Genomic DNA, 20,589 nt, shown 5'->3' with positions numbered 1-20,589 from the left:
AATAATTCTAACAATGCTACTCATACATGAGCAGCTGTAGAAATTGCAGTGAGGCAATCAACGCTATGCGTCCATTACATCCTATTGATTTCATATTCTTAAATTTAGAGAAACGGCAACAACCGATGCACGTAGGTGGTCTATTTTTATTTCAGATCCCTGACAATGCACCAGATACTTTTATTCAAGATTTAGTCGCAGATATTCGTAATTCAAAATCCATTCCTATTCCTCCTTTTAACAATAAACTCAACGGCTTCTTTTGGGATGAAGACGAAGAGTTTGATTTAGATCATCACTTCCGCCATATCGCACTGCCGCATCCCGGTCGTATCCGTGAACTTTTGACTTATATTTCACAGGAACACAGTGCGCTGATTGACCGTGCAAAACCGCTTTGGACCTGCCATATTATTGAAGGCATTGAAGGCAATCGTTTTGCCATGTACTTCAAAATCCACCACGCGATGGTCGATGGCATTGCAGGTATGCGTTTAGTTGAAAAATCGCTTTCGCATGACCCAGATGCTAAAAGTATTGTGCCACCATGGTGTGTAGAAGGCCCTCGTGCAAAACGCCTGAAGCAGCCTAAAGCCAGTCGTATGAAAGGTCTGTTATCGACCATTAAGGGACAACTTGACTCAACTCCACGAGTTTTGTACGAACTGTCACAAACAGTAATGAAAGATATGGGGCGTAACCCAGATTATGTGTCTAGTTTCCAAGCGCCGAGTTCAATATTAAACCAACGGGTTAGTTCTTCTCGTCGTTTCGCTGCTCAGTCTTTTGAATTTTCACGTTTGTCACATATTGCCAAGTCACTCGGCGTAACAATTAACGATATTGTGCTCGCAATTTGTTCAGGCGCATTACGTGAGTATTTAATTACACAAAATGCATTACCTAAAAAGCCATTGATTGCCATGGTGCCTGCATCTGTGCGTACCGATGATTCAGATATGTCTAACCGTATTACCATGATTTTGGCCAATCTTGGAACCCATAAAGAAGATCCGCTAGAGCGCTTAAAAATTGTGCGTCGTAGTGTGCTCAATGCCAAAGAGCGCTTTAAGCGGATGAACTCGAATCAAATTTTAAACTACAGTGCTTTTGTCTACAGTGCAGCAGGTTTAAATATTGCATCAGGCTTCATGCCAAAACGTCAGGCCTTTAACTTGGTCATTTCGAATGTTCCCGGCCCACAAGAGCCGTTATATTGGAATGGTGCACGTTTAGAAGCGCTCTACCCAGCGTCTATTGTTTTGGATGGTCAAGCGCTTAATATCACCATGACCAGCTATTTAGATAAGCTTGAAGTGGGTTTAACGGCATGTCGTAATGCGCTGCCAAAAATGCAAAATTTACTCACGCATTTGGAAGAAGAAATTCAACGATTTGAAACTATTGTGAACCAAGATTCCCCAAAGTTACAGGCGGTTAGCTAACCGCCAGTTTCTAGATTTTGTATCAATTCATCAGCAGATTGAACCATCAAAAAAATTAAAAACCCGTCTAAATTAAACAATCTAGACGGGTTTTTATCATTTGAACTTTGAGTGATTTTTTGGAGCAATTTACGTGTATAAGCTAAAATTTAGGTGAACAAATCCGTTGTTATTGTTTAATTATGACTTGTAGATACGAACTGATAATTAAGTTTATTTTCCATTATTTATAAAATTTTAGCGCATTAAATATTTTAGAATTGCGCGTTAGCACTTTAACCCTCTGGATTACATTATTTATATTTCAATATTTAAGCTTTAATTGCTCGGCACTGTTTAAGTAACTGATGACAAGCAGAACGAATCATAGACGCTGTAATTTGAACTTCATTACCACGCTCATCCACGATATAACCTGAATGGATCGCTTTTGCTTCAACAACAGTTTTAAGACCACTTTTCATTACTGTTTTACTAACACCCATAGTACACCTCTTTTTGCTAAACCATTTTCAAGTCCAATGCAGGAAAATGGCTTTGGCTATTTGATGTATCTAGTATTCAAAATAACAGTTCAAAAGTAAAATCTCAGTTGTAACAAGTGTTTAACGATATTCTGTTACAATTTCAGCTCAGAATGATATCGTATTGCTCTTGCGTATATAAATTTTCCACTTGGAACTTGATCACACGGCTAATAAAGTGCTCTAAATCAGCTACCGCAGGTGCTTCAGCAGTTAACAATCGGTCAATCACCGACGGATGTGCCACCACGGTAAAGCCACTTTGTGACTCATAAGCACGTGCATATCTCAAGATTTCACGGAAAATTTCATAGCAAACTGTTTCAGCCGTTTTCACATAACCACGCCCCTGACAGGTCGGGCAAGAATCACAAAGTAGATGCTCCAGAGATTCACGGGTGCGTTTCCGAGTCATTTCCACCAAACCCAGCTCAGACACTTGAGTGATCTTGGTTTTAGCATGATCGCGCTCAAGCATTTTCTCAAACTGGCTCATCACCTCTTCACGATGATGTGCTTCTTGCATATCAATGAAGTCAATAATGATAATCCCGCCCAAGTTACGTAGTCGGAGCTGACGTGCAATGACCTGTGTGGCTTCCATATTGGTTTTAAACACAGTGTCTTCAAGCGAACGACCACCGACGTAGGAGCCAGTATTGACATCAATCGTGGTCATCGCTTCAGTTTGATCGATCATCAGGTAGCCGCCAGACTTAAGTGCTACACGTGTCTGTAAGGCTTTCTGAATATCCTCTTCGACATTGTACAAGTCAAAAATTGGACGCTCACCCGGATAATGCAGTAAGCGATTTTGCATACTCGGTACAAATTCTTGAACAAACTCTTGCAATTTGCCATGCACTTCACGTGAGTCGACCTGAATTTTAGACGTATCTTCATTGGCCAAATCACGGATGACGCGTTGTGGTAAAGGTAGCTCTTCAAAAATCAATGAAGGCACAACAATACTGCGTTGTTTACGTTGAATGTATTCCCACAGTTTTGCTAAATAAGCCATGTCCTGCGCAATTTCACATTCAGGAATACCTTCGGCGGCAGTACGAACGATGACTGAACCCGGTAAGTTGTGTTCCTTTTGAATGCGTTCAATCATGCTACGCAAGCGATCACGTTCTTCTTCAGACTCAATGCGCTGTGAAACACCGGTATGACTGCCATATGGCATTAAAACGAGGTAACGGGAAGGAATAGAAAGATCAGTAGAAAGTCGTGCACCTTTGGTACCCAACATATCTTTCATGACTTGTACAGTGAGTACTTGCCCCGGTTGTAACAGCTCAAAAACGTTCGGGGTCGGTTGATTGCGCTGCCAGACCATATCATTGATATGTAAAAAAGCCGTTCTCGACAATCCAATATCAATAAAAGCAGCCTGCATACCCGGAAGCACGCGAACAACCTTCCCTTTATAAATATTGCCCACTAACCCACGCTTCACAGTGCGTTCAACAAATAATTCATTGACCGTACCGTTTTGAATCAACGCCACACGACATTCCATCGGTGTGACGTTAATCAACAACTCGTCAGACATATCAAAACTCAAAACATTATAAAAATTCTTGTGTTGCAGCAGTTAATTTAATGCCTTAACTGTCTGTAATAACTGTACGGTTTCATGCAAAGGCAGCCCAACGACATTGCTGTAGCTCCCTTCAATACAAGGAATATAGCGCGCAGCAATTCCTTGAATGGCGTAGGCTCCCGCCTTGCCGATTGGTTCACCTGTTGCCCAATAGCTTTCCATGTCAGCTAAACTCAGCGTTTGAAATTCAACCTGTGTACGCACTACTATACTGTATATTTGATCTTTTGTACTGACACAAACACCTGAAAACACATCATGTTTTCGTCCAGAGATCATTTCCCACATAGAAAAAGCATGTGCTTTCGACGCTGGTTTTCCTAAAATGTGCTCTTCTACGCCTAAACTGGTATCGGCGGCAATAACGATAGCATCAGGGAATTGTTGTTGTACTGCGCAAGCTTTAGCACGTGCTAAACGCTCTACATAATCCGCCACAGGTTCTCCTTCCAACACGGACTCATCAATATCTGGACTGAAAATGTCAAATTCCAGACCCAATTGTTGCAATAGTTCGCGTCGTCGAGGAGAACTCGAAGCTAAAATTATATGCGCCATTTTCTCAGGAAGTAATACATGATTGGCCAAATGAGTAAGCTAGTAACAATTGGCTGCCAATGGCGAGCAAATGAAAACTGTGCCCCACCCATCACTTGAACAATCCACACAAACAGTAAATGCGCGAAAATTGCCATTGCAGCAATAATCCATAAATTACCAAATGTGAGGATACGACGTTCACGGGTCAAAAAGCGTGTCACAAATGCAATGACCACAAAACTCAGTGCGTTCATGCCAAATGGCGCATCAGTCAATAAGTCGGTAAAGAGACCTGTGGCAAATGCAAACCAAACACCGCACCATGTCGGCTGACAGAGTACCCAAAATAGCATGATCATCATCATGAATAATGGGCGCCAACCCGATAGGTCATAAGAAAGCGGATACACCATCAGCACGGATGCCAAAATGATGGAAAAGATAATCGGAAATAATGGGTCGCGCTCTGTATGACGACTAAGCTTAGCGAGTGACATGCGGTTGCTCCATCGCTAAAGAATCGGAAAATAGCACAACCACATGATGACCACCTGCCAATTGGGCAGCAGGATTGATATCAATTTGGGCAAATTCACCGCTATTGTGACGACTGACTTTCGACACTGTCCCTACCAAATAACCCGCTGGGAAATGTGCCCCTAGCCCTGAGCTATAGACTTTTTCACCGACTTTGATATTGGCACTGGTTGGTACGTATTCCATTTTAAGTCGACCTAAGTCACCTGTACCCGTAACGATTGCGCGCATACCGGTATGCTCCATCCGCACGGATAAAGAGTGCTCTTTGTCTGAGAGCAACATGACACGGCTACTATGCGGGTAAACATTGATAATTTGCCCCATAATACCCTTGTCATCGAGTACAGTTTGTCCCACTTTAAGCTGACTGCTGGCTCCACGGTTAATCACAATAATATGACGTAAGGGATCAGCATCGGTACCAATGACTTCGGCAATCTCCATACGACCATCAATGATGAGTGGTGTATCGAGTAGTCCACGCAGTCGAGTATTTTCAGCAGAAAGTTCAGAAAGTTTCTGTAAACGGACTTGAGCCTGAATTAACTCTGCTTGCATCGCGGTATTTTCACGACGTAATTGAGCTTCAGACTTGGTTTGTTGATTCAGCCATTCTCGCGATAACACTGGATAGCTTGCAAGTGCATAAATTGGATTATATGCCGCATACAAGACGTCTCTGGCCGGTTGAATTACATGTGGCATGCGCCAATCAAAGAAAAGCACCACCAAGCATGTAATCACCGCAATGATAAATGAGCGAAAAGATGGCGGTTGTCTTGAAAACAGTTGCGTTTGCACCCGCCGAGTCCTTTTCTTAGCCTACAAATAACATGTCATGATTTGGGTTATCGAAGAATTCGAGAACCTTACCACCACCACGTGTAACACATGATAGTGGATCTTCTGCAACCACGACAGGAAGACCTGTCTCTTTTGCAAGAAGCTTATCAAGATTGCGAAGTAATGCACCGCCACCAGTCAACACAATACCGCGTTCTGCGATGTCTGAAGACAACTCAGGTGGCGTTTGCTCTAGTGCAGATTTAACCGCAGCCACAATGTTTTGCAGTGGATCAGAAATCGCTTGAGTCACTTCATCAGAAGTTACGGTAATCGCACGAGGTACACCTTCAGCCAAGTTCCGACCACGGACTTCGATTTCCAAAGGTTTTGCACCTTCTTCTGGAAGCGCCATACCAACTTCTTTTTTGATGTTTTCTGCAGTGGTTTCACCAATCACACAACCATGTGCTTTACGCACGTAATTAATGATTTGTTCATCAAATACATCACCACCGATACGTAGTGAGTCTGCATAGACACAACCTTGAAGTGAAATGATCGCGATTTCAGTTGTACCACCACCAACATCGACAACCATCGAACCACAAGCTTGCTCAACAGGCATACCTGCACCAATTGCAGCAGCCATTGGCTCTTCAATTAAGCGAACTTCACGTGCACCTGCATTGTATACAGCTTCACGGATTGCACGGCGTTCCACCAACGTCGATTTACATGGCACACACACCACAACACGCGGTGCAGGTGGGAACAAACGTTTTTCGTGCACTTTGCCAATGAATTGATTCAACATCGTTTCAGTGACTTCAAAGTCAGCAATCACACCATCTTTCATTGGGCGAATCGCAGAAATATTTGCAGGTGTACGACCTAGCATTTGCTTCGCGTCAAGACCTACTGCGGCAACGATTTTTTGTGAACCACTGTGGCGAATTGCCACCACCGTCGGTTCATTTAATATAATGCCTCGTCCTGGCGCATAGATAAGTGTATTTGCAGTGCCTAAATCAATGGCAAGATCCGGCGAAAACAAGCCAATTAGTCGTTTTAGAATCACGGGGACGTTCTCAGTTAAACTTTTATATGGACGCAAGGTGGCAACTTTAACTAAATGTGATGATTTGAACAAGTCAATCGCTTATTATAAGCCACGATATTTTGAATTTTTTTAATACTGATTAGGTAATGTTATGTCTACATCGGATGCACAGCATTCTGCAGATCTAAATGCACAAACAGTTTCAGCGATTGCCCATCTGGCTCGATTGTCGCTAGATGAAGCGCAATCTGCTGACTATGCTCAAAGTTTAAATAAAATTTTAGGCATGATGGAAACCCTGAAAGGCATCGATACTGACGGTGTTGAACCACTAAAAAGTCCATTCGACAATCCACAGCCCTTACGTGAAGACGTGGTATCTGAGACCAATCATCGCGAAGCATATCAAGCAGTTGCTCCTGCAGTACAGGATGGCTTGTACCTTGTTCCGCGTGTGATTGAATAATTTTTATTCAGATCAACATTTTTTCAAATTAAACGTAAAGAAATATTTCTCATGACAGATTTACATCGCTTATCAATTCGTGAATTGTCTGAAGGTTTGGCTGGCGCTAAATTTTCTTCACGCGAATTGACTGAACACTATTTAAAACGCATTGAAAAAATCGATGCTCAAGTCAAGTCATACGTGACCGTGACAGCTGAACAAGCACTTGCGCAAGCAGATGCGGCTGATGCTGCAATTAAAGCAGGCAATGCAACTGCGTTGACCGGTGTACCAATTGCACATAAAGATATTTTCTGTACCCAAGGCATTAAAACCACTGCTGGTTCTAAAATGCTGGATAATTTTATCTCTCCTTACGACGCGACCGTTGTAGCGAAAGGTAAAGCTGCGGGCCTTGTCACTTTAGGTAAAGTGAACATGGATGAATTCGCCATGGGTTCGACCTCTGAAAATTCATTTTATGGCGCAACGGCTAACCCTTGGAACTTAAACCATGTTCCGGGTGGTTCTTCAGGCGGTTCTGCGGCAGCGGTAGCGGCTGACCTTGCACCGTTCGCAACAGGCACAGATACAGGCGGTTCAATCCGTCAGCCTGCATCATTCTGCGGTTTGACTGGCCTTAAACCGACTTACGGTCGTGTTTCACGTTTCGGTATGATCGCGTATGCATCATCTTTAGACCAAGGCGGCCCAATGGCACGTTCGGCTGAAGACTGTGCTTACCTCATGAACGTGATGGCAGGTCATGATGCGAAAGATTCAACTTCTGTTGAAAAAGACGTCGATAACTACGTGGCGAACCTCAACGGCACATCGGTAAAAGGATTACGCATTGGTATTCCGAAACAGTACTTTAATGTTGCTGGTTTAGATGCGGACGTGAAAGCACGTGTTGAAGAATCTCTGAAAAAATTGGAAGAGATGGGCGCAATCTTGGTTGAGATTGACCTGAACATGACTGAAAGCTACGTACCAACGTATTACTTGATTGCCCCTGCTGAAGCATCGTCTAACTTATCTCGTTTCGACGGTGTACGCTATGGCTACCGTGCAGAAAATCCTGTGGATTTGATGGATCTTTACAAGCGTTCACGTTCTGAAGGTTTTGGTAAAGAAGTTCAGCAACGTATCCTGATTGGTACATACGCGCTTTCTGCGGGTTACTACGATGCTTATTATGTGAAAGCACAAAAAGTACGTCGTTTAATTCAACAAGACTTCTTAAAAGCATTTGAATCTGTAGACGTGATTGCTGCCCCTGCTGCACCGACAACTGCATATAAGATTGGTGCAAACCTGTCTCCTGTAGAAATGTACTTAGGTGACATCTACACCATCGCAGTGAACTTGGCAGGTCTGCCTGCGATTAACGCGCCTGTTGGTTTTGACAAAGACAACTTACCTGTTGGCTTACAGTTGATTGGTAACTACTGGTCAGAATCTCAATTGTTGTCTGTGGTGCATCAGTACCAACAAGCAACCGATTGGCATACACAACGCGCTGCAATTGCTGAGGAGAACGCATAATGGCTAAGAACGCTGCGAAACCAAAATCTAACCTGATTGATGGTTGGGAAGTCGTTATTGGTATCGAGATTCACACTCAGCTTGCGACCAATACCAAAATTTTCTCAGGTTCATCTACCACATTTGGTCAAGACCCAAATACACAAGCTAGCCTTGTAGATTTGGCAATGCCGGGCGTATTGCCAGTATTGAACAAAGAAGTAGTTGATCTTGCGATTCGCTTTGGTTTGGGTATCGATGCTTACATCGACCAAGCTTCTGTATTTGCACGTAAAAACTATTTCTACCCTGACTCTCCAAAAGGCTACCAAATCAGCCAAATGGACAACCCGATTGTGGGCTTGGGTCATATCGACATTCAACTTGAAGATGGTACGGTTAAGCGCATTGGCGTAACCCGTGCTCACCTTGAGGAAGATGCAGGTAAATCGATCCATGACCAATTTGAAGGTCAATCTGGTATCGATTTAAACCGTGCAGGCACACCTTTACTTGAGATTGTCTCTGAACCTGATATGCGTTCGGTTGAAGAAGCAGTTGCCTACATTAAAGCGATTCACACTTTAGTGCGTTGGTTAGGCATTTCTGACGGTAACATGGCAGAAGGTTCGTTCCGTGCGGACTGTAACGTGTCACTACGTCGTCCGGGTCAACCATTTGGTACGCGCTGCGAGTTGAAAAACTTGAACTCTTTCCGTTTCATTGAACAAGCGATCAATGTTGAAATTGAACGTCAAATGGAAATCTTGGAATGGGATGGCACCATCGACCAAGAAACACGTTTGTTCGACCCTGTGAAGATGGAAACGCGTTCTATGCGTTCTAAAGAAGAAGCGAACGATTACCGCTACTTCCCAGACCCTGACTTGTTACCTGTAATTATTGCAGATGCGCAAATTGAAGCGGCACGTGCTGCATTGCCTGAGTTGCCTGCTGCACGCCGTGCGCGTTTTGTAGCTGACTTTGGCGTGACTGAGTACGATGCTCACGTGCTTACGCTTACTCGTGAAATGTCAGAGTTTTATGAAGACGTGGTGAAAGCTGCTAGCGGTGCTGCTCAAGGTAAAGTGGCTGCAAACTGGGTGATGGGCGAATTCTCAGGTGCTTTAAACAAAGCGGGCTTCGAGCTTCATGACTCTCCTGTATCTGCTGAAAAACTTGGCGGTATGATCGCGCGTATTGTGGACAACACCATTAACGGTAAGATTGCAAAGCAAGTGTTCGGCTTTATGTGGGAAGAAGGCAAAACTGCGGACGAGATTATTGCTGAAAAAGGCTTGAAACAGGAAACTGATACAGGCGCGATTGAAGCGATTATTAAAGACGTACTTGCTGCTAACGAGAAGATGGTTGAAGAGTATAAATCTGGTAAAGAGAAAGCCTTTAACGGTCTTGTTGGTCAAGTGATGAAAGCAGCAAAAGGTAAAGCAAACCCTGCGCAAGTAAATGAATTGATGAAGAAATTGATTGGTTGATTTATTCGCTAATTAATTGATTTTATGTTATAAAAACCTCACTTAATGTGGGGTTTTTCATTTAGAGAATATAATGGCTGTAAAAACAATTTTTAATATTTCAGAAGAAAAAACAACAAAATTAGCAGTTTTAATTGATGCCGATAATGCTTCGGCAAAAGATATTGAAAATATTTTGAATGAACTGACAAAATACGGAGAAGCTACAGTTAAAAGAATTTATGGTAACTTCGTTAATCAAAATGGAAACTGGAAACAGGCCATTAATAGTCTAGCGATTAAACCCATGCAGCAATTTGCTTATACCACAGGTAAAAATGCGACCGATGGTTTTATGATTATTGACGCAATGGATTTACTATACACAGGAAGATTTGATGGGTTTTGTTTAGTATCAAGTGATAGTGATTTCACAGCTTTAGCTATTCGTATTAAAGAACAAGGAGCAACTGTTTACGGTTTTGGCAAGAAACAAACACCCGAAGCCTTTAGAAATGCTTGTTCACATTTCACCTATGTTGAAAACTTAAGTAATTACGAAGAACCACCTGTCAAAGAAACTCCAACCCAAGAAGTTAAAAAAGAAAATATCGCTAAAGAAGTACCAAAACAGCAGCTTAAAACAGAATCACAAACTCCCCTGCCTTTAAATATTATTAAGCAAGTTTTTGATAACCATGATACTGAATGGATTCCTGCATCTTCATTTACATCACAATGGAAATTACTACAAAATGATTTTGACCCAAGAAATTATGGATTTAAAAAAGTTGTAGACTTAATAAAAGATCATTCTGATATTTTTGAATATGAAGAACGAATTTTGGAAAATGGCCACAAGCAAATATATATTAAACTTAAATGAAAAAAGTATCCTCCATCGCAAAACTCGAAGACTTAGGACGCATTCAACTTTCCAAGTCCTTCTTTATGCGCGACTTTCTCTATAGTGAAATCGCCAATTGGTACGGTGTACCCAACGTCCCTGACCATCCTGATATTGCCATTCGTACGGGCTCGAAACTCTGCGAAGAACTACTTGAACCACTGCAAGAAAAGTTTGGACGTATTGCCACTCGTTCAGCTTACCGTTCACCAAGCGTGAACCAACTCGGCAATGAAAAAGGACATAATTGCGCAAGTAATGAGAAAAACTTTGCCAGTCATATTTGGGACTATCCCGATGCTAAAGGCTACGGTGCAACGGCATGTATCGTCATTCCATCATTTTTAAAACTTTATGAAAAAGACCAAAGCAATTGGCAACAACTCGCCTATTGGATTCATAACCATCTGAACTATAGCCATTTGCAATTTTTCCCAAAACTCTGTGCTTTTAACATTGGCTGGCATGAACAACCCGCACGGGAAATTTATAGTTATATCCAACCGAAAGGCTATTTGCTGCGAGGTGAAGCGGTGAATGAGGGATTTGAGAAATTTTATCCTGATCTGATTTAATTTTTTAAGTTTCCCTCTACCCCCCGCCTTCTCCTAGTGGGAGAAGGTGCTTCCATTGCTAATTTAATACCGTTATGGATTGTTACTTACCTCTCCATTTAGTAGATGAACAGCACTGCTGCGCAAGGGAGAGGTAAATATTTAACTTTTTAAAACTTTGTGAAAAACACTAAAGTCATTAATAATTGATAACAGCTAGCCTACTAGACTCATCATAATTTGAACTATAACCATCTATAACTTTTATAAATCCAGATAAAAATATACAACTAAAGAATTTACAGCCTGCTTAAAACTGTCATTCCAATATGCTAAGGTAAATGAAAAATTGATATAAATCATATTTCAACAGAGGGTTACATCATGTCAAAACAAATTCTTATGCTCGTGGGCGACTATGCTGAAGACTACGAAACCATGGTACCTTTTCAATTTTTAGTTGGTCTTGGTTATACCGTTCATGCCGTTTGTCCTGACAAAAAAGCTGGCGACAGCATTGCCACAGCCATTCATGATTTTGAAGGTGAACAAACTTATAGCGAAAAACGCGGTCATAACTTTGCGATTAACTATGACTTTGATGCAGTTAACTCAGAAAACTATGTCGGCTTAGTGATCCCGGGCGGTCGTGCGCCTGAATATTTACGTATGAATACACGTGTGATTGAAATCGTACGCGAATTTGACGCGGCGAAAAAACCTATTGCAGCGGTTTGTCATGGGGCGCAAATTCTAGCGGCAGCCGATGTGCTAAAAGGTCGTACCTGTTCGGCTTACCCAGCATGTGCAGCCGAAGTTAAACTGGCTGGTGGTCAATATGCAGATATTGCAGTCACGGATGCAGTGACCGATGGTCATTTAGTTACTGCACCTGCATGGCCTGCTCATCCTGCATGGATGGCCCAGTTTGTTAAAGCATTAGGCGCGACGATTACCATTTAATGCTTGAGTCACGAAACTAAAACGCATTGGATCATCATCCATTTAGGGTGAATCCATAAAAAATGCTCCTTGTATAAAAGGAGCATTTTTTATTTACTCAAAATAAAATTAACGAACCACACCTAACTTATTCCAAATTTCTGGGGTTAAAAATTTGGTCACCAATTTATTCAAATCGACATAACGCAGTACGCCTTGTAATTGTTGTTTAATTTCAGGCGTCTTTAATATTTCATCCCCCGTGATACTACCAAGCTCTTCAAAACTTTCGCCTACAGCCTGTAGACCATCGGCTTTGATCACGGCCTGCGTTTGTGTAGAACATTGCTCAACCAAGATTCGCTGCATCACTTGAGCCAGATTTTTATCGAGTTGCGTTTTTTGCGCATCACTGACATTACTATACTGTTTTAAATCTGGGTGCGCTGCCAATGCTGAAAAGGTCCATTGTAGAACTGCCGTTTTATCCGACGCAGTGGTCGATTTCACTAAACATTGACTGAGCTGATCGACCGTCGGACTCGCCAAACTCACCTGAGTCGTCCCGAGCATCATGAGCGTCAATAAAGCCAAACCTGCTGGTCGTGAAAAACGTAGATGTAATTTATTAGATAAACCGTAAGCCATAGACCAAACTCCCAAAAGCTTGAGTCACCTTTTTATCATGAAGTGCTGTATTTGCTGTTTGGTCTATGTAACTCAACTATTCATTTTTGCTAGTCGGTGCATAGATGAGAGGATGAATCGTTGGCCTTCTATTCCAATACCAGTAAAAATGTCCGTGGGTATCGAGCAAACTATGGGTGGTCAATGTCGATTTATTACTGTCACCTCGCCAACATGCAAGTGCTGCATTACGATTATTATGGAGGTCAATAAACTCAGGATTCGAATATTTTGGCTTCGCAGGAATGTAGAGAACATCTCCCGGATTGACCCATAAATCTGCCAAGTAAATCTTGCCTAGATTTGGAAAATAGCGTCCTAATGAGATGACCAGTGGCAATTGATCCTGATCGGTCGCGCTAAAAATATGCGGAAAGTCGTGATGTTCTAAATCAGTAGCCACAAAAGGAAATAAGGTTTTTCCACTACAGTCAGGCTTACCGCCATCTAGATAGGCAAAACAATGACCTGCCATCATGCCGTATTCATAATGAATCTCTGACAGTCGTTTTTGATTTGAATGAATCTGAATCGCTTCATCTGCCTGAACTAAGGTGATACCAAAAGCTGCCGCGGTTTCTTTGCTTGCCACCAATGGCATAAACTCGAAGTGTTGCCCTTCAAATTCAAGCTCCATTTGCTCCCCCCAATTGGTAATTTTAGTCGAAATTTCGGAAGGTACATCGTAGGGATTTCCCATCGTCATTTTCGCATTGGTGGCTGACTCGGTAATTAAATGAATTCCTGCCCCAAGTGATGCTAAATATGTTGGATGCCCACGATCATTCAAAAAGAAGGGTGTTTGCTCGATATTGACTGTAATCTCTGTTAATTCTCGGTCAAATAATGGTGCATTAAAATAAGTTTCATTTACTGAACTCATGGTTTTTCCTTATTATTTTTTAAAATTTTATCTGAGTACATCATTGGATCAGGATAAAAGCTTATTTCCCCAAATGGCTTTTATCCTGTTGAAGTTTATTTCATACGATTCAACATATTTTTTGCCCCTGCGTGGTTATAGTTGGTCGCTAAGTTTTGTAGGATGCCTTTTGCTCTTGCATTGGCGTTTGGATAACTTTTGCTATATGCAGGCACTGACGTTAAGCATTTTGCAACGAGCATACCTGATTCAGCATAGGCTCTATTGGCATTTGCACCATTTAATTTGCCATAGCTATAAGCGCGCTGTGCATTATTACAAGCGGTGACTTGGTTTTTTCCTGCATTTAAGTCACGTCGTGCATTGACATATAAGCGCATTTGTATCTGTTGCGATGTTTCTGCAACTGGTTTCACTACAGGTTTATTTTCAGGCTCTTTGGCTTTGGTTTCTTTTTTTGTCTCTACTTCTTTTTTTGTTTCATCTTTCGCATTGCTTTTTGTTGTCGTTTGTTTTGCTTTGCTTGATGTGGCTTTTTTAGCAACAGCTTCTTCTTGTTTATTATAATTTTTGCGACGTTCTTCGGGTCCGATGATTGCTGTATACAAACTCACTAAGCGGGTTTCAGAACGGTCATTTGATTTACGCTCTGAAACGGGTTCAATTGCAACCATCCAGCGTTGTCCATCTGCCTGACTACACTGAAATACGCCTGTGCCCTGTTTTATACTGCTATAGGTCGCTAATAATTTACGACTCCATGCATTTTTGACTTGGTTCAAATTGCTTTTATTCAGTTGAATAAATTTGCCATTTTTGGCTTGGCAGTAACTGCTCATATTTTGCTTGGGTATAACTGATTCTGCTTCCATATTTTTCTTTTGTGGCCCCCAATCATAGACGTATTCTTTCGCCTTCCCATTTGAGCTATTTAGCCCTTTTTGATTAATCACTTCTTGTGGTGATGCATAATGATTAAATGAATTTGGGTTTAAACTCTGCATGGTTGTACAACCATGTAATCCAAATCCAATACTCCCCACCCATAAAATTGCCTTTAAATTCACAGCAAAAATCTCAAAAAATTCACCCTTAAAAAATAGCGTAATTTAGTGCCTTTCACAATTTTATAATCTTGATTTTATTTATTATTTTTATAGCTTTAATCACTAAAATCGCATACGTATGAGATGTATACACATGTTGTTAATTTTAATTTGATGAATTTCACATTTTATTTAAGTGTATTTGTTTATCCTTGGTGAACGGTCATCATCGTTCCATTTCAGGTTATTTCGCAAGCATTTATGTATCGCTATGTGCTTATCAAATCTGCCATCAGAACAAGCCTCTATTATTAATAATAATATAAAGCTGGGCCTATCCATGATTCGAGCGACAATATGGAATCGAGTAAAAAAACAGCTCATCTAAAAATATTAATCTATTGATTTTATTGAAATATATTAACTTAAAATTAAAGTCATAAAAAAACCTGCATTTTAGTGCAGGTCTATTTTAAACTTATAAAATCAATTATTAATTTTTTCTTCAAATGCTCTTAAACGCTTATAAATAGAAATCAGTTCGATAATGGTTGTCCATGAGGAAATCAGGTATTGGAAGGAATCACGTACACGCCCAAAGACATTTAAAATTTGCATTAATATACCGAGCGTGATTGTTCCCGCTGCAATACTTGGGAACAATATAAAGAACCCATAAATATTATCAAGCTGCATATACCAAATACGAACCAGGTTGAAATAAGCATAGTGAAAATACAGTCTAAAATAATTAAATCGGACTTTAGTAAATAATTCTTTTAATGTGAGAGGGTCTGCTCGATCTGCATAATCTTCACCATAAACTAATTCTTTACGATATGCTGCTTCGACTTTTTGATTATTAAACTCCAAACCCGGTAGTTTATAACCCACCAACATTAAAATAACTGTCCCTAATACTGCCCAAAGGACTGCCGCCCAAACCAATGCATAGGCGATTTCCCCCACGACAGGTAATTTCTTTACATGTGTTGATAAAGTTAACAGCACAGGTAGAAATGCAATTAAGGTCATCACCGATTCAACTAAGCTAACTCCAAGTCCTTCTGTGGTTCTCGCAAAACGCATCGTGTCTTCTTGAATACGCTGTGAGGCACCTTCGATGGTTCTCAGTTTTTCCCAATGCGCAGTATAAAAGTCATTCATTGCAGTACGCCAACGAAAAACATAATGACTGACGAAAAACAGGTTCAATACAGCCAGTGTGACATACACCATGGCCACATAGAGAAAAGTCAGTATCTCAGAATATAGCATCGTCACTTCGCCCCCACCACCTGAAAGCATTTTCTGGATCAGGTCATAGAATGGGTTATACCAAGCATTGATCACGACATTACATTCCACACTAAACCAAACATTAAACAGAATAAGTGCGGTTCCCCACACTGACCATCGCTGCCAAGGATTATCTGATTTAATCTTCCAAAAGGCTGCAAAAAGCGCCGTTGCTACAAAAAACCAAACATAGAACCATAAAAATTTGGGACTCCAAAATCGGCTGACACCAATAGGTAGTTCTGCAATATGATAATTTGCAGGTAAACCAAATATCGTACCCCAACTATTACCACCGCTATACCACAAGACAATATTGATTACGAACCATAGAAGGAATGATCCAAAAAACCATTTTGGATTTGGAAAAAACGATTTAAACATTGGCCCTACATTTCCCTGAATCTTTGTTTTTAGTTTGAGTTGCTGATGATAAGTTTTATTTCATTAATTTTCTTGTTCAGATTGAAGATTTAACGCTGTTTAATCTGAAATTTAACAATCAAATACAAGATGACACATCATTCGGTTAGCTTAAGCATGAAAACTGAAGTTCACCTTAAATTCATTATTGATCATGCCCTTTTGATGATCTGGTCATTGTTTGTGGAACAAAAAACGCATCTTAAGCATACAGATACACTTAAAAAATTTGTAATTTTATAAATTTTCTTTGATATCAATAAATTAAAATCCATAAATTATTTAACCATTATTTAAACTTAAGTTATGGAATTCTCTAAAATATTTTCTGCGATGTAGCTCACGTCATTTACAAAACATGTTTCTTCACCAATAATATGCTAAGTTCAATTAACAACCTATGCTTGGGGAAGTAAAATGGAAAGTGCAATTGTTGAATTACTCAAACCAATTACATTAAATAAAGAAAATTGCAGTCCTTTGGTTTTTGAAACTGGTACCGTTCTAAAAGTGATTATGCAAACGCCAGAAGGCCTTTTGGTAAGTAATGATGACAAATTTAACTTTGTGATTTCATTGAAAGATAAGAATGAAGTTTGGCGCGAAATTTAATTTTCGCCTCACTTTGTGATTTGTTTTTAAATCATATTTATTCTAAGAAATTTAATCAGACAATTATTGAATAAACAGGATAAGGTTCTTAAATTCCATAAAAAAAGAACCCTCCTTTTAAGCAAATATTTTTCATAACTTAGCTTAACGTTTAAATCCGTAAATCATATTTTTCTAAAATCGCATTGGTTTTCTGATGCAATCCCTCAAAATAGACTTTACTCACCAGTGCTGAAGGCTTGTTTTTTGGCAATGGACGAATTTCATGTGCGTGCGGAAAACGTTCAGTAAAATCAAATCGTTTAACCACTTTTTTAAACTCATCCATCACAAGATTTTCATCTTTACAAAAAACATCGTAGGCTTGCTGTTTTTCTGCATCCCAAAACTGCTTAAATGCATCTTGAACACTTTGACCATTCAGCATTCGTGGCATTTGTTCATCAATAAATTTCTGAATCAAATCCATTTTTTTATACATTTTTCGGTCATTACTGAGTAAAGATTGGAGTTGTTGCTGCTGTTTCGCTCTTTGAATCGAGGACGGTGGCGCAGCAGCAATCATATTTAATAATGTATAAATATAATCCTGATTTACATAATCACTAATAATAAAATCTAAAGCAAAATTCACGTCACGTAGCACTGAATCTTTTTCAACCGCTGTACCTTTATTTATTCTGTCATATAAATCTTTATATTTAGATTTATAGTCTTCAAGTTCTTGCGGCACTATAACTGCGTTATCAACATCAAAGTCTGTATACATTTTCAGTTGTGAATGTAGACGAATCACATCACGAAAAGCTTGAATAAACTGCAACTGCTGACTTTCGAGTTTTAGATCATCTACTGACTGACACTCAGGTGTTATTTTTCTTAATTCACTAACACACTTATTAAATTCTGCTAATTGTTGATCCAATGGTGGCACAATCACTTGTTCAAAATTTTGGTCGTCTGCAAAAGTAGAAAGAGCTTTATCTGTTGCCTGCTTTAAATTTCTAAAACACACGACATTACCAAAAGCTTTAGTTGGTTTATAAATACGGTTTGTACGCGAAAAAGCCTGAATTAAACCGTGATATTTTAAGTTTTTGTCGACATAAATCGTATTGAGCGGCAATGAGTCAAACCCAGTCAGGAACATATTGACCACAAGTAATAAATCAATTGGTGGCCCTTTAAGCTCCCCAACTTCTTTAGGTGGTTTAGGTACTTTGAAGTACTTAACTCGATCACCTAGATTTTTATAATATTCATAAAATCCTTCGTCACAGTTATAGCTAGTCAGATGGCGCGTATTAAATTCTGCAATGATCCGTTCAAGTTGCGCTTTACGCCCCATATCAACTTGACTCGGCTGTTCTAGTTCTTCTTCAGAAATCGTGCCTGTTGCAGAGTCATTGGCGTCGTTTGTCGTATCCTGTGCTCCAAAAGAAAAAATCGTACCAATCACTAAAGGGGTATAAATTTCTTCCTTCTTGTCCGCTTCTGCAACCAACTCTGCTTGGACTTTGGTAAATATTTCATAATATTGAAGCAGGACATCTACTGAGCTGACACAAAACATTGAACAAAATTCGCGTTTTGCCGTTTTTTTGTCATGATTTTTTAAAATATAACGTACAATTTTTTCTAAGCGCTCAGGGTTGTCATACAGTTCTTTAGTATCGATGCCTTGTATTTTTTCATCACCTGCATTCACCTGATGAGCGGTAAATTGTCCTACGTAATCAATTTGAAATGGTAAAACATTTTTATCTGCTATCGCATCGACAATCACATATTTATGCAGTCGTTTAGGGAATAGATATTCTGTGGTGTATTTCACGCCACCAATGCTTTGACAGTTCACAGGAAAAATAGGCGTGCCTGTAAAACCGAACATTTGCGCCTGTTTAAAGAAGCGTTTGATATTTTGGTGAGTATCACCAAATTGACTGCGGTGGCATTCATCAAAAATAAATACGACTTTTTTATCTGCCAAATCAGCGATCAATTCTCTGAATTTAGGGAGTGTAATTGCGTTATTCAGCTTTTGAATGGTCGTCACGACCAATTTATCTGTGAGTATATTGCTTTCATTTTTTCGTGAGTTCAGCCGTTTACCGATGAGCTGTTCGACCAATGTTTTGGTGTTGGTCGTTTGGTCTACGCAGTCGGGAACAAAGGCATTGAACTCTTTAGTGGTTTGATTATCTAGGTCTTTTCGGTCCACGACAAAGATAACTTTTTCTATTTCTGGCAACTGACGCATGATTTCACTGGCTTTAAATGCCGTGAGTGTTTTACCTGAACCTGTTGTATGCCAAATATAGGCATGATCGGTTGAGGTTTTCACATGCTGAATCATGTTTTCAACTGCATAGACTTGATAAGGTCGCAGCACCATTAAGCATTCATTGGTTTGATGCTGAACGATGTATTTACTGATCATTTTCGTAATATGTGGTGCGTTTAAAAATGCTTCGGTAAATTTACTCAAGTCATTAATAGCTTTGTTGCTTTCATCTGCCCACGGAAATGTAAAATCAAACAGTGGCGTACCGTGTGAATAATATAAGCAATTTACGCTGTTGCTAATGACAAAGAGCTGGATGTATCCAAACAGACCTTGTCCAGATGTATAGGCGTCTTTACTGTAGTTATGCACTTGGTGAAACGCTTGTGCGATTTCTACGCCACTGCGTTTGAGTTCAACTTGTACTAAGGGAAAGCCGTTGATCAATAGCGTGACATCAAAACGGCTGGTTTCTGTACCGCTCTCCCCGTAATGAACCGTCACTTGGTTGGTCACTTGAAAAATATTTTTTGCTGCATCATCACTTAAAAAGCGCAGTGTTTGGGTCGTACCGTCATCATGTTTAAGCTGATATGAACCACGCAATAGTTTGGCTTTGCCGAAAATCGTATGTTCGCTGCTCAGGTAATTCCACACCTGTTCCCATTGCTCATGTGTGAGTGGTGCAGTCAGTGCGTTAAATTTTTCTATTTGATTTTTTAAGTTTGCGAGTAAGGCTGTTTCGTTTCTATACTGAACACGTTCGTACCCTAAAGTTGTTAAGTGCTCTATAAATTGGTTTTCGAGTTCAAGTTCTTTTTGGGTCGACATTTATAATACTGCTCAGTTTTTAACTATTGGTATGTATATCTTTTGATTCTAATAGATTTATTATATTTTTCAATCTTTTAAATTCATCAAATAAACATCTAAACTGATGATACAGATCACTGTTTTTTCTTTTAGGAGTCCTTCAGTACTTTCTTAAATAAAAAAAT

General features: G+C 40.1%; 19 protein-coding genes. 8 read left to right on the top strand and 11 right to left on the bottom strand.

Going from position 1 to position 20,589, the window contains the following annotated elements:
* Positions 1-65 precede the first annotated feature (65 nt).
* Positions 66-1,445 (top strand): wax ester/triacylglycerol synthase family O-acyltransferase, encoded by a 1,380-nt coding sequence (locus tag FTU37_RS01890; protein WP_180026498.1) that lies wholly within the window; start codon positions 66-68, stop codon positions 1,443-1,445.
* Between the two features lie 311 nt (positions 1,446-1,756).
* Here the strand turns inward: FTU37_RS01890 and FTU37_RS01885 are convergent, their stop codons facing one another.
* The 6 genes from FTU37_RS01885 to FTU37_RS01860 form a co-directional block, all read right to left on the bottom strand.
* A complete protein-coding gene (locus FTU37_RS01885) occupies positions 1,757-1,930 on the bottom strand; it encodes a PA1571 family protein (RefSeq protein ID WP_168379036.1) in 174 nt (57 codons plus the stop codon).
* A 142-nt stretch (positions 1,931-2,072) separates the two neighbouring features.
* Positions 2,073-3,527: a ribonuclease G gene (gene rng, locus FTU37_RS01880; protein WP_078189981.1), complete on the bottom strand. Its 1,455-nt coding sequence runs from the start codon at positions 3,525-3,527 to the stop codon at positions 2,073-2,075.
* 42 nt (positions 3,528-3,569) lie between these two features.
* A complete protein-coding gene (locus FTU37_RS01875) occupies positions 3,570-4,136 on the bottom strand; it encodes a Maf family nucleotide pyrophosphatase (RefSeq protein ID WP_180123685.1) in 567 nt (188 codons plus the stop codon).
* Positions 4,124-4,615 carry a rod shape-determining protein MreD gene (gene mreD, locus FTU37_RS01870; RefSeq protein ID WP_168379038.1) on the bottom strand — a complete coding sequence of 164 codons (492 nt, stop codon included), beginning with the start codon at positions 4,613-4,615 and terminating at the stop codon, positions 4,124-4,126. The genes FTU37_RS01875 and mreD overlap by 13 nt, the downstream gene beginning before the upstream one ends.
* Positions 4,602-5,459, bottom strand: a complete 858-nt coding sequence (gene mreC, locus FTU37_RS01865; protein WP_078189984.1) for a rod shape-determining protein MreC — start codon at positions 5,457-5,459, stop codon at positions 4,602-4,604. The genes mreD and mreC overlap by 14 nt, the downstream gene beginning before the upstream one ends.
* A gap of 16 nt (positions 5,460-5,475) precedes the next feature.
* Positions 5,476-6,522, bottom strand: a complete 1,047-nt coding sequence (locus tag FTU37_RS01860; protein ID WP_086178633.1) for a rod shape-determining protein — start codon at positions 6,520-6,522, stop codon at positions 5,476-5,478.
* Between the two features lie 133 nt (positions 6,523-6,655).
* Here FTU37_RS01860 and gatC point away from each other — a divergent pair, with 133 nt between their 5' ends.
* From gatC to FTU37_RS01830, 6 genes are all read left to right on the top strand, one after another.
* Positions 6,656-6,970 carry an Asp-tRNA(Asn)/Glu-tRNA(Gln) amidotransferase subunit GatC gene (gene gatC, locus FTU37_RS01855; RefSeq protein ID WP_078189985.1) on the top strand — a complete coding sequence of 105 codons (315 nt, stop codon included), beginning with the start codon at positions 6,656-6,658 and terminating at the stop codon, positions 6,968-6,970.
* Between the two features lie 51 nt (positions 6,971-7,021).
* Positions 7,022-8,500, top strand: a complete 1,479-nt coding sequence (gene gatA / locus FTU37_RS01850; protein ID WP_180022293.1) for an Asp-tRNA(Asn)/Glu-tRNA(Gln) amidotransferase subunit GatA — start codon at positions 7,022-7,024, stop codon at positions 8,498-8,500.
* The gene (gatB, locus tag FTU37_RS01845) at positions 8,500-9,975 is read left to right on the top strand and encodes an Asp-tRNA(Asn)/Glu-tRNA(Gln) amidotransferase subunit GatB (RefSeq protein ID WP_180123684.1); all 1,476 of its coding nucleotides are present in this window, start codon (positions 8,500-8,502) and stop codon (positions 9,973-9,975) included. The genes gatA and gatB overlap by 1 nt, the downstream gene beginning before the upstream one ends.
* A gap of 73 nt (positions 9,976-10,048) precedes the next feature.
* A complete protein-coding gene (locus FTU37_RS01840) occupies positions 10,049-10,840 on the top strand; it encodes an NYN domain-containing protein (RefSeq protein ID WP_180004297.1) in 792 nt (263 codons plus the stop codon).
* The gene (locus FTU37_RS01835; RefSeq protein ID WP_180004295.1) at positions 10,837-11,436 is read left to right on the top strand and encodes a hypothetical protein; all 600 of its coding nucleotides are present in this window, start codon (positions 10,837-10,839) and stop codon (positions 11,434-11,436) included. Before FTU37_RS01840 ends, FTU37_RS01835 begins: the two co-directional genes overlap by 4 nt.
* 363 nt (positions 11,437-11,799) lie before the next feature.
* Positions 11,800-12,378 (top strand): DJ-1/PfpI family protein, encoded by a 579-nt coding sequence (locus tag FTU37_RS01830; protein WP_168379042.1) that lies wholly within the window; start codon positions 11,800-11,802, stop codon positions 12,376-12,378.
* Positions 12,379-12,486: 108 nt separating this feature from the next.
* Here the strand turns inward: FTU37_RS01830 and FTU37_RS01825 are convergent, their stop codons facing one another.
* The 4 genes from FTU37_RS01825 to sbmA all read right to left on the bottom strand — a co-directional run bounded on the left by FTU37_RS01825 (position 12,487) and on the right by sbmA (position 16,656).
* On the bottom strand, positions 12,487-12,933 hold the full coding sequence (locus tag FTU37_RS01825; protein ID WP_257225220.1) for a hypothetical protein: 447 nt from the start codon (positions 12,931-12,933) through the stop codon (positions 12,487-12,489).
* Positions 12,934-13,081: 148 nt separating this feature from the next.
* Complete coding sequence (locus FTU37_RS01820; protein ID WP_180123682.1) at positions 13,082-13,927, bottom strand: hypothetical protein; 846 nt, start codon at positions 13,925-13,927, stop codon at positions 13,082-13,084.
* A 95-nt stretch (positions 13,928-14,022) separates the two neighbouring features.
* The gene (locus FTU37_RS01815; protein WP_180123681.1) at positions 14,023-14,994 is read right to left on the bottom strand and encodes a hypothetical protein; all 972 of its coding nucleotides are present in this window, start codon (positions 14,992-14,994) and stop codon (positions 14,023-14,025) included.
* A gap of 465 nt (positions 14,995-15,459) precedes the next feature.
* A complete protein-coding gene (sbmA, locus tag FTU37_RS01810) occupies positions 15,460-16,656 on the bottom strand; it encodes a peptide antibiotic transporter SbmA (RefSeq protein ID WP_180123680.1) in 1,197 nt (398 codons plus the stop codon).
* Positions 16,657-17,112: 456 nt separating this feature from the next.
* Here sbmA and FTU37_RS01805 point away from each other — a divergent pair, with 456 nt between their 5' ends.
* A complete protein-coding gene (locus tag FTU37_RS01805) occupies positions 17,113-17,307 on the top strand; it encodes a hypothetical protein (RefSeq protein WP_180004283.1) in 195 nt (64 codons plus the stop codon).
* Positions 17,308-17,458: 151 nt separating this feature from the next.
* Here the strand turns inward: FTU37_RS01805 and FTU37_RS01800 are convergent, their stop codons facing one another.
* Entirely contained in the window at positions 17,459-20,422 is a 2,964-nt protein-coding gene (locus FTU37_RS01800) for a type I restriction endonuclease subunit R (protein WP_180123679.1), read from the bottom strand.
* Positions 20,423-20,589: the final 167 nt, after the last annotated feature.

The sequence above is a fragment of the Acinetobacter sp. YH12097 genome (assembly GCF_013419225.1).
GTDB lineage: Bacteria > Pseudomonadota > Gammaproteobacteria > Pseudomonadales > Moraxellaceae > Acinetobacter > Acinetobacter amyesii.
The sequence above is the reverse complement of the archived record's forward strand: the minus strand, read 5'-3'. Positions and strand labels throughout refer to the sequence as shown.

Excerpts from the sequence above, each read along its gene's own strand:
- FTU37_RS01890 (WP_180026498.1), top strand. The coding sequence starts at position 66 with ATGCGTCCATTACATCCTATTGATTTCATATTCTTAAATTTAGAGAAA.
- FTU37_RS01885 (WP_168379036.1), bottom strand. The coding sequence starts at position 1,930 with ATGGGTGTTAGTAAAACAGTAATGAAAAGTGGTCTTAAAACTGTTGTT.
- rng (WP_078189981.1), bottom strand. The coding sequence starts at position 3,527 with ATGTCTGACGAGTTGTTGATTAACGTCACACCGATGGAATGTCGTGTG.
- FTU37_RS01875 (WP_180123685.1), bottom strand. The coding sequence starts at position 4,136 with ATGGCGCATATAATTTTAGCTTCGAGTTCTCCTCGACGACGCGAACTA.
- mreD (WP_168379038.1), bottom strand. The coding sequence starts at position 4,615 with ATGTCACTCGCTAAGCTTAGTCGTCATACAGAGCGCGACCCATTATTT.
- gatC (WP_078189985.1), top strand. The coding sequence starts at position 6,656 with ATGTCTACATCGGATGCACAGCATTCTGCAGATCTAAATGCACAAACA.
- gatA (WP_180022293.1), top strand. The coding sequence starts at position 7,022 with ATGACAGATTTACATCGCTTATCAATTCGTGAATTGTCTGAAGGTTTG.
- gatB (WP_180123684.1), top strand. The coding sequence starts at position 8,500 with ATGGCTAAGAACGCTGCGAAACCAAAATCTAACCTGATTGATGGTTGG.
- FTU37_RS01840 (WP_180004297.1), top strand. The coding sequence starts at position 10,049 with ATGGCTGTAAAAACAATTTTTAATATTTCAGAAGAAAAAACAACAAAA.
- FTU37_RS01835 (WP_180004295.1), top strand. The coding sequence starts at position 10,837 with ATGAAAAAAGTATCCTCCATCGCAAAACTCGAAGACTTAGGACGCATT.
- FTU37_RS01830 (WP_168379042.1), top strand. The coding sequence starts at position 11,800 with ATGTCAAAACAAATTCTTATGCTCGTGGGCGACTATGCTGAAGACTAC.
- FTU37_RS01825 (WP_257225220.1), bottom strand. The coding sequence starts at position 12,933 with ATGATGCTCGGGACGACTCAGGTGAGTTTGGCGAGTCCGACGGTCGAT.
- FTU37_RS01820 (WP_180123682.1), bottom strand. The coding sequence starts at position 13,927 with ATGAGTTCAGTAAATGAAACTTATTTTAATGCACCATTATTTGACCGA.
- sbmA (WP_180123680.1), bottom strand. The coding sequence starts at position 16,656 with ATGTTTAAATCGTTTTTTCCAAATCCAAAATGGTTTTTTGGATCATTC.
- FTU37_RS01805 (WP_180004283.1), top strand. The coding sequence starts at position 17,113 with ATGGAAAGTGCAATTGTTGAATTACTCAAACCAATTACATTAAATAAA.
- FTU37_RS01800 (WP_180123679.1), bottom strand. The coding sequence starts at position 20,422 with ATGTCGACCCAAAAAGAACTTGAACTCGAAAACCAATTTATAGAGCAC.